General features: G+C 63.7%; 11 protein-coding genes and 1 pseudogene. 6 read left to right on the top strand and 6 right to left on the bottom strand.

Annotation, left to right across the window (positions count from 1 at the left end; genetic code table 11):
- Positions 1-11: 11 nt before the first annotated feature.
- The 3 genes from mexE to gspG form a co-directional block, all read right to left on the bottom strand.
- Positions 12-1,253, bottom strand: coding sequence for a multidrug efflux RND transporter periplasmic adaptor subunit MexE (gene mexE, locus M2S36_RS13775; RefSeq protein WP_046614310.1), 1,242 nt, complete (start codon positions 1,251-1,253; stop codon positions 12-14).
- A gap of 190 nt (positions 1,254-1,443) precedes the next feature.
- The gene (locus M2S36_RS13780) at positions 1,444-2,634 is read right to left on the bottom strand and encodes a type II secretion system F family protein (RefSeq protein ID WP_233687669.1); all 1,191 of its coding nucleotides are present in this window, start codon (positions 2,632-2,634) and stop codon (positions 1,444-1,446) included.
- An 11-nt stretch (positions 2,635-2,645) separates the two neighbouring features.
- Complete coding sequence (gene gspG, locus M2S36_RS13785; RefSeq protein WP_207832579.1) at positions 2,646-3,071, bottom strand: type II secretion system major pseudopilin GspG; 426 nt, start codon at positions 3,069-3,071, stop codon at positions 2,646-2,648.
- 184 nt (positions 3,072-3,255) lie between these two features.
- Here gspG and M2S36_RS13790 point away from each other — a divergent pair, with 184 nt between their 5' ends.
- The 4 genes from M2S36_RS13790 to M2S36_RS13805 all read left to right on the top strand — a co-directional run bounded on the left by M2S36_RS13790 (position 3,256) and on the right by M2S36_RS13805 (position 8,662).
- Entirely contained in the window at positions 3,256-3,840 is a 585-nt protein-coding gene (locus M2S36_RS13790; RefSeq protein ID WP_207832581.1) for a lytic transglycosylase domain-containing protein, read from the top strand.
- 175 nt (positions 3,841-4,015) lie between these two features.
- Positions 4,016-5,485 (top strand): sensor histidine kinase, encoded by a 1,470-nt coding sequence (locus M2S36_RS13795; RefSeq protein ID WP_233687670.1) that lies wholly within the window; start codon positions 4,016-4,018, stop codon positions 5,483-5,485.
- A 287-nt stretch (positions 5,486-5,772) separates the two neighbouring features.
- Complete coding sequence (locus M2S36_RS13800; RefSeq protein ID WP_207832583.1) at positions 5,773-7,266, top strand: sensor histidine kinase; 1,494 nt, start codon at positions 5,773-5,775, stop codon at positions 7,264-7,266.
- On the top strand, positions 7,235-8,662 hold the full coding sequence (locus tag M2S36_RS13805) for a sigma-54-dependent transcriptional regulator (RefSeq protein WP_333957289.1): 1,428 nt from the start codon (positions 7,235-7,237) through the stop codon (positions 8,660-8,662). Before M2S36_RS13800 ends, M2S36_RS13805 begins: the two co-directional genes overlap by 32 nt.
- A gap of 150 nt (positions 8,663-8,812) precedes the next feature.
- On the opposite strand, the gene M2S36_RS13810 is transcribed toward M2S36_RS13805, so the two are convergent.
- The 3 genes from M2S36_RS13810 to M2S36_RS13820 all read right to left on the bottom strand — a co-directional run bounded on the left by M2S36_RS13810 (position 8,813) and on the right by M2S36_RS13820 (position 11,194).
- Entirely contained in the window at positions 8,813-9,106 is a 294-nt protein-coding gene (locus M2S36_RS13810) for a hypothetical protein (protein WP_207832585.1), read from the bottom strand.
- An 84-nt stretch (positions 9,107-9,190) separates the two neighbouring features.
- The gene (locus M2S36_RS13815) at positions 9,191-10,543 is read right to left on the bottom strand and encodes a GntP family permease (protein WP_063914215.1); all 1,353 of its coding nucleotides are present in this window, start codon (positions 10,541-10,543) and stop codon (positions 9,191-9,193) included.
- A 111-nt stretch (positions 10,544-10,654) separates the two neighbouring features.
- Complete coding sequence (locus tag M2S36_RS13820) at positions 10,655-11,194, bottom strand: gluconokinase (protein ID WP_207832586.1); 540 nt, start codon at positions 11,192-11,194, stop codon at positions 10,655-10,657.
- Positions 11,195-11,400: 206 nt separating this feature from the next.
- Here M2S36_RS13820 and M2S36_RS13825 point away from each other — a divergent pair, with 206 nt between their 5' ends.
- Positions 11,401-12,420 (top strand): LacI family DNA-binding transcriptional regulator, encoded by a 1,020-nt coding sequence (locus M2S36_RS13825; protein WP_333957290.1) that lies wholly within the window; start codon positions 11,401-11,403, stop codon positions 12,418-12,420.
- A 235-nt stretch (positions 12,421-12,655) separates the two neighbouring features.
- Positions 12,656-13,339 (top strand): annotated as a pseudogene (locus M2S36_RS25125) (PAS domain-containing protein); the annotation flags it as partial.
- Between the last annotated feature and the right edge of the window lie 70 nt (positions 13,340-13,409).

Consider the following 13,409-nt stretch of genomic DNA (forward strand, 5'->3'; position numbering starts at 1 on the left):
GGTGTGGTCCCTTAACCGCGTGGCGCCTGGGCGCTGGCGACTTTCACGTTGTTGCCCGCCACCTTCGGCGCCGGGTTGCTGGCCTCCAGGGCCTGGCGCTGCTGGGCGAGGGCGGCGAGGGTCTGTTCGCTGGCCATCGGTGTCTCTTCCGGGGTGACCGGTGAGCCAGGGCGCACGCGCTGCAGGCCCTTGACCACGATGCGGTCGTCCTTGCCCAGGCCGCTGCGCACGATGCGCAGGCCTTCCAGCTTCGGCCCCAGCTCCACGGCGCGGTAGGCGGCCTTGTTGTCCTTGTCCATGACCAGCACGAACTTCTTGCCAAGGTCGGTGCCTACGGCTTCGTCGTTGATCAGTACGGCCTGGTACTGGGCGCTGCCCACCAGTTTCAGGCGTGCGTACAGGCCCGGGGTGAACTGGCCGTCGCTGTTGTCGAACACCGCACGGCCACGGATGGTGCCGGTGCGCGGGTTGACCTGGTTGTCGACGAAGTTCATCTGGCCCAGGTGCGGGTTGCCGGTTTCGTTGGTCAGGCCCAGGTACACCGGGGTGCTCTGGCCACGCTGGCCCTCGCGGGCCAGCTGGGTGTACTTGAGGTACACGCGCTCGTCGGCGTCGAAGTAGGCGTAGACCTTGTCGGTGGAAACCACGCTGGTCAGCGGGGTGACATCGGCGGTAACGATGTTGCCGGCGGTGAACTGTGCGCGGCTGACACGGCCGCTGATGGGGGCGGTAACGCGGGTGAAGCTGAGGTTCAGGCGTGCCAGGTCGAGCTGGGCCTGGATCGCGTCGACCCCGGCGCGGGCTTCGGCGGCGGCGCTGCTACGCGATTCGGCCAGTTCTGCGGAAATGGCGTTGCTGTCACGCAGGCGTTCGCCACGGCGGGCTTCGTTGGCGCTGCGGATGGCGGTGGCCTTGGCCTGCTGCAGTTGGGCTTCGAGGCGGCGGACCTCTGCCTGGAACGGGCGTGGGTCGATCTGGAACAGCAGGTCGCCTTTCTTGACCTGGGCGCCTTCAGTGAAGGCTACCAGGTCGATCTGGCCGGAGACCCGTGGCCGTACCTCGACGGTTTCCGGGGCTTCGAGGCGGCCGGTGAACTCATCCCATTCGTTGATCGGTTGCTCGATCACCTTGGCCACACTGACCTTCGGCGCGGCGGGAGCCTGCACCGCGTCGGGGGTTCGACCGCAAGCGCTGATCACCACCACTGCCAGGGCAGCGAGGGGGAAGCGCAAGGGTTTGAGTGATTGTTCCATGGAGAACTCCGCCAATGTATTAGTAGTGGGCGGAGTGTGAGTGTGTTGCGCGTGATGCACGAATCGAACGGGCCGAAGGTTATTATCACGATGAATGATATGTGTGGATCAATCATCGATCTTGGGCATGTGTCGGGCCCAGGCCTTGCGCCGTGTAACCTGTGCGCGCGGCAGCCTGGGGCCTGGCGCTTCAGTGAATGCTCGAGGCCAGTTCGAAGATCGGCATGTACATCAGGATCACGATCAGGCCGATCAGCAGGCCGATGAAGGTCATCAGCAGCGGTTCGAACAGCTTGACGAACCATTCCACCCAGCGGCCGATTTCCTGGTCATGGAAGTCGGCGCAGCGCTCCAGCATCTCGCCCAGGTTGCCGGACTGCTCGCCGGCCCGCAGCAGGCGCAGCGATACCGGCGTGACCAGTTGCCCGGCCTCCAGCGCGTCGGACAGCGGCAACCCTTCGCCGACCCGCTGGCTGGCCTGCTCCAGGCCCTGGGCTGCAGCACTGCCGAGCAAACCACGGGCCATGCCCATGGCGGTGAGGATGGGGATGCCACCTTGCAGCAGGATGCCCAGCGAGCGGTAGAAGCGCGCCAGTTCGTACATCATCAGGCGTTGGTGCAGTGCCGGCAGGCGCCGGACCTGGCAGGAAGCCCAGCGCCGCACCCGTGGCTGGCGGCGCAGCAGCCACAGCGCCGTGACCGCGCCAAGGCTGCCCAGCGCCAGCGGCAGCTGCTGGGCATGCAGGAACAGGCCGATCTGCATCAGTAACCGTGACAGCCAGGGCAGTTCGGAGCCCATGCCCTCGAATACCTGGCTGAAACGCGGCACCACGTAGCCAAGCAGGAACAGCACCACGCCACCGCCCACCAGCAATAGCAGCAACGGGTAGACCGAGGCACCCACCAGTTTCTGCCGTACCAGGTCCAGGCGCTGGCGGTAGCTGATGTAGCGGGCGAGGGCGTCGCCGAGCGCGCCGGTACGCTCACTGGACTGCACCAGCGCCACGTACAGCGGTGGGAACACCCGTGGCTGCTGGCCCAGGGCCTGGGACAGCGAGCGGCCTTCGTACAGTTGGCGGACCAGCTCGGCGAGCACTTTGCGCGTTGCGGCTGCGGGTGCCTTTTCCGCCAGGCTCTCCAGCGCATCGATCAGCGGCAGGCCGGCGTTGAGCAGGGTCGAAAGTTCCTGGCTGAACAGTACCAGGTCAAAACTTGCCTCGCGGCGCCAGGCCATGCCGCGCAAGGCGCCGCCGTGGCCACGCAGGCTGAGCACGCGCAGGCCCTGGTCCTCGACCTGGCGGCGGGCCTGGTCGGCGTCCTCGGCGTCGATCTGCAACTGCACCACACCCTGCCTGCCCAGGGCCTTGAGGCTGTAGCGCATGGCCGCTCCCCCTATTGCCAGCTGGTGATTTCGGCGTTTTCCCCATCGCCACCGGGCTGGCCATCCTTGCCCATCGACAGCAGGTCGTACTCGCCGCCATTTTCGCCGGGTTGCCGGTAGATGTACGGGCGGCCCCACGGGTCCTGCGGCACGGCCTTCTGCAAATACGGGCCGGTCCAGCGGGCTTCGCCACTGGGGGCAACCACCAGGGCCTGCAGGCCTTGCTCACTGCTGGGGTAGTGGCCGACTTCCAGGCGGTACAGGTCCAGGGCCTTGCTCAGCCCCTCTATTTGCGCCCGCGCCACCTTGGCCTCGGAGCGACCGAGCTGGCTGAAGTACTTGGGCGCGACGATACCGGCCAGCAGGCCGAGCACTACCAGCACCACCAGGAGTTCAAGCAGGGTGAAACCATGTTGGGGGTTGGTTCTGCGCTGCATGGTGAAGCCCTCCGCTGCATGGGGACAAGCTTTTGCAGGCCCCATGCAACAGCCGTGCACGCCTGCCTCGGGGCCTTGCAGCATGCGGTACGGAAAGCGGCACAGTGCTTGCGTCGTGGTCATTGACCGCGGATTTTCCGGGGCATATTCCCCAACATTGGGGGACCACGAAGAGGCGACCGACATGCGTGGACTCATTCTCGGTTTGATCTGGCTGGTGGCAGGTGCTGCCCAGGCCGATGTGTACATTTCCATCGATGCCAAAGGCAGCTACATACTGACCAACGTCCATCGACCCGGGCGCCTCTATGAAACGGTGATCAGCGAGCCGAAGACCCTGGCCGGCCCCGCCAATGCGCAGCTTATAACCGGCCGTCCGTACGCCAAGCTGGTCGCCGCCGCGGCGCGCACCTACGATGTGCCCCCGGCGTTGCTGCATGCAGTGATCAAGGCCGAGTCCGGCTACAACCCCAAAGCCCGTTCACCGGCGGGCGCGGTGGGGTTGATGCAACTGATGCCGGATACCGCCCGCGAGATGGGCGTGGAAAACCGCCTGGACCCGGAAGACAACGTGCAAGGCGGGGCCCGCTACCTCAAGCGCATGCTCAACTTGTTCGACAATGACATCACCTTGGCCGTGGCGGCCTACAATGCCGGTCCTGACGCGGTACTGCGCCGTGGCGGGGTACCGCCGTTCGCCGAGACCCGGCGCTATGTGCCCAATGTGCTGCGGGAGTACCGCAGGTTGCAGGGGGTGGTGGGTGATTAGTCTTTGCAACTTTCCCTGTGGGAGCGCGCCAGCATCTGGGTTTTCTACCTGGCAGGCGCACTCGCAAAAAAAGAGAAGGAAACAATACCCTTCGGCGGATGCCGCCAAGCTAACCCGATGGTTTCCCCAACTGTGGGCTATAACCTTCTGAAGGTGCCCAGTTGTGGAGTCCGCCATGGACATCGCCCCTCGTTCCGACACTATGGAAGTACTTGCCGGTAGCGAGTTGGCCACCCCACGCAAGCCGTTCAACCTGCTGCGCTGGTACGCCTGGGTCAGCCTGGCCATCATCCTCTCGGTGGCGGCCGGGCTTGGGCTGATTTCCAGCCGTTTCATCATCGACGAGAGCATCGAGCGCGATGCTTTGCTCACCGCACAGTTCATCACCTCCATCGCCGATGCCGAAGTGCGCCATGTGTCGATCCCAAATGTGCGCACCATGGGTGAACTGCTCGATCCGCGCACCGACCGCGCCAACCTGCTTGATGTCGACCCGGACGCCCGGCGCAGGGCGCGTGGCGAGTTCCTCGACCACATCGCCCACCTGCCCGACATGCTGCTGGCCAACATCTATGCCCCGGACCGGACGGTGATCTGGTCCAGCAACCCGGCGCTGGTTGGCAAGCTGATCGAAGGCGACGAAGACCTGGAGCAGGCCTTCGAGTACAAGATGCGAGTCTCGGCCAGCTACCACAACTTCGAACAGGCCCGCGCCGAGCAGAAGTTCGTCAGCCCACCTGAGCAGTTGTTCATCGAGAACTACATTCCGCTGTTCGATGCTGATGGTGAGCAGGTCACGGCGATGGTCGAGATCTACAAGGAGCCCCATGACCTGATCGAGCGCATCGAGCATGGCCTGATCCTGATCTGGCTGGCGATCACCGTCGGCGCCGGCCTGGTCTTCGTCGGCCTGTACGGCATCATGCACCGCGCCGCGCGTCTGCTGGCGGTGCAGCAGAAGCGATTGATCAACAACGAAACCTACGAGGCACTGGGTGAGGTGTCCTCGGCGGTGGCCCATAGCCTGCGCAACCCGCTGGCCAGCATCCGCTCCAGTGCCGAACTGGCCCAGGCGTTCGACGATGGCCCGGCGCAGCGCAATGTCAACGACATCATCAGCCAGGTCGACCGCATGTCGCAGTGGATTCGCCAGATGTTGCAGTCATTGCGCCCGCTCAACGATGAGGCAGTGGCGGTGGATTTGCCGCTGGCATTGCAGGAAAGCCTGCAGACCTATGCGGTGCCGCTTGCGCGCAGCGGCGTGAGCCTGGACCTGCAACCGTTACCCGCGGTGCAGGTACTGGGGCACCCGGCGTTACTGCGGCAGATTTTCAGCAGTCTGATCGCCAACGCCCTGGAGTCGATGGAGCAGGGTGGGCGGTTGCGGGTCGAGGTGGTGCGCCATGACCGGCGTAGCCTGACCCTGCGCCTGTCCGACAACGGCAAAGGCATGACCGAAGAGCAGCAGCGCATGGCCTTCCGGCCTTTCTTCACCACCAAGCAGGGAGGGTTGGGTGTAGGCCTGGTGTTGGTGAAGCGCATCATGGAACGTTTCGGCGGCACCGTCCGGCTCAGCAGCAGTGAAGGCCATGGCACCCGGGTTTTGTTGAGTTTCCGGTTGTTCAAAACTCATGATTTACATTAATTAATGCATATATCTTATTGATTATAAAGAAATTATGTTTTTTGGGTAAAAACCCCCAAATGTGGGGGTTGTTCCTCCATGTCAATTTATGAGTTGTTTGTAAATGATTGAAAAATAACAATAAAAATGATTTGTCAGATGGCTGGCGGAGTTCTTGCAATGGACCAGGCAGAGCGCAACACACGACAAAATGGCAGCTGCGGCTGCACGGGTGGAGTGCTATCAATTGGCTATTGTTCGTAGCCTTGATGCATTTCTGAACGGACGCCCTGCGCGGGAAGCATGCGATGCAGATGCTGGAAAACAAAGTTCCCGACAACGCCAGTACTACCGCCACCGGTGTGGCCGTGCCCTTGCGCGAATTCAATCTGCTGCGCTGGTTTTCGGTCATCAGCCTGCTGATCATCGCTTCGGTGGCGGGCGGGCTGGGTTATGTGTCGACACGTTTCGTGGTACGCGACAGCGTCGAGCGCGATGCCATGCTCACCGCCCAGTTCATTCAGGCTATGGCCCAGGCCGAGGTGCGCCATTCGCAGCTGCCGCCGGGCACCACCATGGGCGAGTTGCTTGACGCGCGCCTGGACCAGCAGCACTTGCAGTTCACCCCGGCGCTGGCCGAATCGACCCGGGTCGAGTTCCTCGACCATGTCGAGCACCTGCCGGACATCTTGCTGGCCAACGTCTATGCCCGCGACCGCACCATCGTCTGGTCGACCAACCCGGAGCTGATCGGCGAGCGCATCGAGGCCGATGGCGACCTCGACCGCGCCTTCCGCTCGCGCAAGGCGGTGTCGGCCAGCTACCACCAGGCCGAGGATGATCGCGAAGAGCAGAAGTTCCAGCGTGAGCCACGCTATCTGTTCATCGAGAACTACATCCCGCTGTTCGACAGCCAGGGTGAGCAGGTGCTGGCCATGGTGGAAATCTACAAGGAGCCGCAGGACCTGGTCCGGCGCATCCAGCGCGGCTACGTGCTGATCTGGGCCTCGACCCTGGTGGGCGGGGCGCTGATCTACTTCGGCCTGTTCTGGATCGTGCGCCGCGCGGCGCAGTTGCTGCACTTGCAGCAGGACCGGCTGGTGGCCAGTGAAACCTATGTGGCCCTGGGCGAGATGTCCTCGGCGGTGGCGCATAGCTTGCGCAACCCGCTGGCCAACATTCGCTCCAGCGCCGAGCTGGCCCAGGAAATCGCCAACCCCGCGGCGCAGAAGAACATCACCGACATCATCAGCCAGGTCGACCGCATGTCGCGTTGGGTGCGGGACCTGCTGGTGTCGTTGCGCCCGACCAGTGACGAGGCCGAGGCCGTAGACCTGGTGACGGCCATAGAGGATACCCACCTGGCCTTCGCCCAGCAGATCGAACGCAACGGCGTGCGTTTCTGCTACGAAGGGCCCGGGTCACAATGGGTGGCCAGCCAGCCGCTACAGCTCACGCAAATTCTCAACACCCTGTTCTCCAATGCCCTGGAAGCCATGCCCGAAGGCGGCATGTTGCGCGCCCAGGTCAATGCGCAGGATGGGCAGCGTGCCGAATTCGTCCTTAGCGATACCGGCAAGGGCATGAGCCAACAGCAGGAACGGATGGTGTTCAAGCCGTTCTACACCACCAAGCAGGGCGGCCTCGGCGTAGGCCTGGCCCTGGTCAAACGCATCATGGAACGTTTTGGCGGCTCGGTCAGCCTGAGCAGCCGCGAAGAGGAAGGAACCCGCGTAAGCCTCACATTCAATATCGCAGCGGGAGGGGACCATGGAGCACAGCATCCTGGTAGTCGAGGATGATGAAATTCTCGCCGACAACATTCGCACCTACCTCAGCCTCAAGGGCTTCGAGGTCACCGTATGCAACAGCGCGGAGCTGGCGCTGGAGCAGATCAAGCGGGCCCAGCCCGATGCGGTGCTGACCGACAACTCGCTGCCGGGCATGAGCGGGCACGACCTGCTGCGCACCTTGGTGGCGCAGGTACCGAACCTGAAAGTGATCATGATGACCGGCTATGGCAATGTCGAAGATGCCGTGCAGGCAATGAAGGAGGGTGCCTTCCATTACCTGAGCAAGCCGGTGGTGCTGGCCGAACTAAAGCTGATCCTGGACAAGGCGCTGGCCGCTGAACGCATGGAGCGCACGTTGTCGTTCTACCAGGAGCGCGAGGCGCAGAAGTCCGGTTTGCAGGCGTTGATCGGCGAATCACCGGCGATGCTCACCCTCAAGCACACCCTGCGCCAGGTGCTGGATGCCGAGCGGCGCATGGCCAGCGACGACTTGCCACCGGTGCTGATCGAAGGCGAGACCGGTACCGGTAAAGAGCTGGTGGCCCGTGCCTTGCACTTCGATGGGTCGCGCAGCAAGGGGCCGTTCATCGAGTTCAACTGCGCCTCGATCCCGGCCAACCTGCTGGAGGCCGAACTGTTCGGCCACGAGAAGGGCGCCTTTACCGATGCCAAGGAGCGCCGGGTGGGCCTGGTGGAAGCTGCCGATGGCGGCACGTTGTTCCTCGACGAGATTGGCGAGATGGACCTGGTGCTGCAGGCCAAGCTGCTCAAGTTGCTGGAAGACCGCAGCATCCGCCGGATCGGCGCGGTGAAGGAGCGCAAGGTCGACCTGCGGGTGATCAGTGCTACCAACTGCAACCTGGAGCAGATGGTGCAGCAGGGCAAGTTCCGCCGCGACCTGTTCTTCCGCCTGCGCATCATTGCCCTGAAGGTGCCGCGCCTGTATTCCCGCGGGCAGGACGTGCTGCTTCTGGCGCGGCATTTCCTGGCCCATCATGGGCGGCGTTATGGCAAACCGAACCTGCGCTTTTGCGCCGAGGCGGAAAAGCTGATGCTCGGTTACAGCTGGCCAGGCAATGTGCGCGAACTGCGCAACATGCTGGAGCAGACCGTGCTGCTGGCACCGAACGAGGTGGTACAGGCGCATCAGCTGAACCTGTGCATGACCCTGATCGACGAGCCGCTGGTGCAGCAGGCGGCGCCTGCGGTGTTCGAAATGCCCCGGCACGAACCGGAGCTCGGCACCAGCCTGCCGGACATGGAGCGCGATCTGGTCTGCAAGACCCTGGACCGCACGGACTGGAACGTGACCAAGTCGGCGCGCATGCTCGGGCTGTCGCGGGACATGCTGCGTTACCGGATCGAGAAGCTGGGGCTGACCAGGCCGGACAAGCGCCAGTGGTGAGCATCGGCTAAAGGGGCGTACAGGGCTGCGCATAACCCATTGAACCAGCAGGGCCCCTGTGGGAGCGGCTTNNCGGTGCCATGCACCGCGTTGGATTCTTCGCGGCTAAAGCCGCTCCCACAGGGGCCGCGAAACATTCAGGATCATTGATCAACGCTGGGTATCGGCTGCTCCCTGCCGCCCGGTACCTTCCGAGCCACTGCCATCCATCCCCGGCAAATCCCGGTTGTCATTCTGTTCAGCTGGCGGGCTGTCCGGGTCGTTGCCCTTTATGCGTGGGTCGGTATCCCGCGGCATGGGCTTTTCGATCGGGTTGAGGGTGCTGTCCGCGCCCGGCTTGGGCGCCGGGTTGTGCGGGTCGTCGGGGTAGGTGGGGCCGGTGCCGGCAGCCAGGGCCAGCGGCGTGGCGAGCAGGGCAATCAGCAGGATGCTTGAGCGGGGCATGGCAGGCTCCTTTGCTTCTGGTAGGGCTGATACTTACCTTCGGCCCTACCCGAAGCTTCAAGGTGCCATTACCCCGATCAACGGTTACACCACCAGCGACAGCAACATGATGAAGATGATGCCGACGATCGACAGGATGGTCTCCATCATGCTCCAGGTCTTGAAGGTTTCCGCCACGGTCATGTTGAAGTACTGCTTCACCAGCCAGAAGCCGGCGTCGTTGACATGGGACAGGATCAAGGAACCTGCGCCGGTGGCCAGCACCAGCAGTTCACGGTTGACCCCCGGCACCAGGTCGATAACCGGTGCGACGATGCCCGCGCCGGTGATGGTGGCGACCGTGGCGGAACCGGTGGCGATGCGGATTACCGCCGCTACCAGCCAGGCCAGCATGATCGGCGAAATCTCCGCTTGCACGGCCATCTGCCCGATCACATTGCCCACGCCAGTGTCCACCAGCATCTGCTTGAAGCCGCCACCGGCACCCACGATCAGCACGATCGCCGCGGTCGGAGCCAGGCTCTGGTCAAGCATCTTCATGATCTGCTGGCGGTTGAAGCCACGGGCCGCGCCGAAGGTGTAGAAGGCCAGCAGCAGGGCGGCGAGCAGGGCGGTGATGGGGTGGCCGATCAGGTCCATCCACTGGCGCACGATGTGCTCGGCGGGCAGCACCACGTCGGCGAAGGTCTTCAGCAGCATCAGCACCACCGGCAGCAGCACGGTGACCAGGGTGATGGTGAAGCTCGGCAGGTTGCCCTGGTCGGACTCCTTGGCGATCTGGTCCATCAGTTCCTGGGACGGGGTACCCGGGATGTAGCGGGAAATGAAGTTACCGAACAGCGGGCCGGCGATGATGGCGGTAGGCAATGCCACGATCAGGCCATAGAAGATGGTCTTGCCGATGTCGGCATGGAAGATGCCGATCGCCAGCAGTGGGCCCGGGTGCGGGGGCACCAGGCCGTGCACCACCGACAGGCCGGCCAGCAGCGGAATGCCGATCTTGATCAGCGACACGCCCGAGCGCCGGGCGACGATGAACACCAGTGGAATCAGCAGCACGAAGCCGATCTCGAAGAACAGCGGGATGCCCACCAGGAAGGCGGCGAACATCATGGCCCAGTGCACGTTCTTCTTGCCGAAGGCGCGGATGAGGGTTTGCGCGATCTGGTCGGCGCCCCCGGAGTCGGCCATCAGCTTGCCGAGCATGGTACCCAGGGCGAGCACGATGCCGACGAAGCCCAGCACGCCGCCAAACCCATCCTGGAACGATTTCATGACCTTGGCCACCGGCATGCCGGAGGTCAGGCCAAGGAAGCCGGCCGCGATCGTGAGGGCGACGAAGGGGTGAACTTTGAAGTGGGTGATCAGCAGGATCAGCCCGACGATGGTAACCAGCGCGTCGAGCAGCAGGAAGGTATCAGTAGCCAGTCCGAACATGGTTTGAAGGCCTCGGTCTTATCGTTGTTTTGGCGTAGCTTTTTTGGAACTTTGCGCGCGTTTACGGGGCAGGGTAGCGCTGTCTTTAGTGAACCAGGAAAGTCGGCAAGGTCAGGCCGTTTGTGCCAGGCCCCGCTCACCGCGGCCCTTTAGCCAGCTGTCCACCGCTTCGGCAAGCGCTTCGATGGGCTGGGTGGCGTCAAGCGCCAGGGTCAGGGGTTCGCCGTGTGGCGGTTCCAGCGCAGCGAACTGGCTGTCGATGAGGCTCGCCGGCATGAAATGCCCGGGGCGGGCCAGCACGCGTTTTTCGGCCTCGGCGGGCGACAGTTCGAGGAACACGAACACCAGCCCCGGCATGGCATCGCGCAGGGTGTCGCGATAGCGGCGCTTGAGGGCTGAACAGGTCAGGATCGGACGCTCCCCAGCCTGGGTCGTGGCTTGTAGTTCCTGACCAAGACGCACCAGCCAGCCGGCACGGTCGCTGTCGTCCAGAGGGATGCCAGCGCTCATCTTGCGGATGTTTTCGGCAGGGTGGAAAGCGTCGCCTTCGATCAGGCGGCCGCCACTTCGGGCGGCAATGGCAGCGCCGATGCAGCTTTTGCCGCAACCGGCCACGCCCATCACCACGATGGCGGACAGGGGAGAATTCATCAGTACCTCCTGCGGGTGAGACAGCGCTGTCTCGTCGTCGACGAACAGCCACCTCCCCGGTGTTATTGATCTTGTCCTTACGCAGTATGGACGCTTGGCGGCGAGCGCGTGATGGCGGCTACCAAAGATTACATTGCCTGCGTCCTGAGACAGCGCTACCTTAGTGGCCGTTCCCTTTCCTTGCAAGTAGTAAAATTACAACACTCATGTCCCGCACCGGCTCCCGTACCACAGGTCGTCCCACCCTGGCAGAAGTTGCCAAGCTTTCCGGGGTTTCCCCGATTACCGCCTCGCGCGCCCTGCGTGGGGTCAGCACGGTCGCGCCAGAGCTGGTCGAAAAGGTCGTTGCGGCTGCAGCGAGCCTGGGTTATGTGGCCAATCCGGCGGCCCGGGCCCTGGCTTCGGCACGCAGCCAGTCGGTGGTGGTGTTGATTCCGTCGCTGTCCAACCAGCTGTTCATCGACACCCTGGAAGCCATTCATGAGGTCATGCGCCCGCGCGGGCTCGAGGTGCTGATCGGCAACTATCACTACGACCTTGCCGAGGAAGAGAACCTGATCCGCAATTACCTGGCCTACCAGCCTTGCGGCATGCTGCTAACCGGCTTCGAGCGCAGTGAGGGATCGCGGCAGATGCTGGCGGCCAGTGGCGTGCCCTGCGTGCACATGATGGAACTGAATGGCGAGGCCGGGGCCTTGTCGGTCGGCTTTTCGCAGCAGCAGGCCGGGCGCGCTGCGGCCCGCCACCTGATCGAGCGCGGGCGCAAGCGCCTGGCATTCATTGCCGCGCAGCTCGACCCGCGGGTGATGCAGCGTGCCGAGGGGTTCCGCCAGGCGTTGGCCGAGGCCGGCTTGCAGGCGGCCGAGCTGGAGGTGCTGGCGCCGGAGCCTTCTTCCATCGCCTTGGGCGGCGCGCTGTTCAGCCAGCTGCTGCAGCAGGCGCCGGATGTCGACGGTATCTTCTTCTGCAACGACGACCTGGCCCAGGGCGCGGTGCTGCAGGCATTGCGCCAGGGCGTGGAGGTACCGCGACAGGTGGCGATGGTCGGTTTCAACGACCTGCCGGCTTCGGCGCACATGGTGCCGCGGCTGACCTCGATTCGCACGCCTCGGGCCGCCGTTGGGCGCGGTGCGGCGCAGGCGCTGCTGGCGTTGCTCGATGGCAAGCGGGTACCGAATGCGCAGCAGGACCTGGGCTTTGAGTTGATGGTGCGGGAGAGTTCCTGAGCTCGTCTTGAGGGGTGGGGTGGTTTCGAGACCGAGCGCCGCCCGCGCGGCGCTCGATTTCACAGGCGCCACAAAAAACACGACTTACACCAGGCGAACTATGCTCAGGACACCGCGCATACAGGAGCCCGGCGTCATGTTCGATTTCCACCGCAAGTCCGACCTGGTAGAGATCCAGCGCAGTCATCAGGCCTTGGCCAGCTTGCAGGCCAAACTGGCGGCGATCAGCCGTTCGATGGCGATGATCGAGTTCGCCCCCGACGGCACAATACTCGATGCCAACGAGCGCTTCTGCCAGGCCATGGGCTACAGCGCCGATGAGTTGCGCGGCAAGCACCACCGGCTGTTCTGCGACCCCGACTACGCGAAAAGCGCCGAATACCAGCAACTGTGGCGCGAACTGGGGCAGGGCAAGGCTATCAGCGGTACCTTCGAGCGCATCGACAAGGCTGGCCGCGAAGTCTGGCTGGAAGCCAGTTACATGCCGGTACTGGATGAGCAGCGCCAGGTCAGTAGTGTGATCAAGGTGGCATCCGACATCAGTCAGCGGGTGGTGGAGGAGCACGAGAGCGAAAGCCTGCTAAAGGCCATCAGCCGCTCCATGGCGGTGATCGAATTCACGCCGCAGGGCCGGGTGATCAAGGCCAACCAGAACTTTCTCGACACCATGGGCTATCGCCTGGACGAGGTGGTCGGCCGCCATCACGGGCTGTTCTGCCTGGCGCATGAGCGCGAATCGGCCGAATACCGCGAGTTCTGGGCGTCGCTCAACCGAGGCGAATACCATTCGCACCGTTTCCAGCGCATCGACAAACATGGCCAGACGGTCTACCTGGAGGCGTCCTACAACCCGATCTTCGACAGCAAGGGCCGCTTGTACAAGGTGGTGAAGTTCGCCAGCGACATCACCCGCCAGGTCAGCACCCAGCAAAGTGCCGCCGATGCTGCCCATGCCAGTTCGGTGCAGACCGACGCCTGTGCGCGCAAGG

Origin of the sequence: Pseudomonas sp. SF2, assembly GCF_036858055.1 — a bacterium.
Lineage (GTDB): Bacteria > Pseudomonadota > Gammaproteobacteria > Pseudomonadales > Pseudomonadaceae > Aquipseudomonas.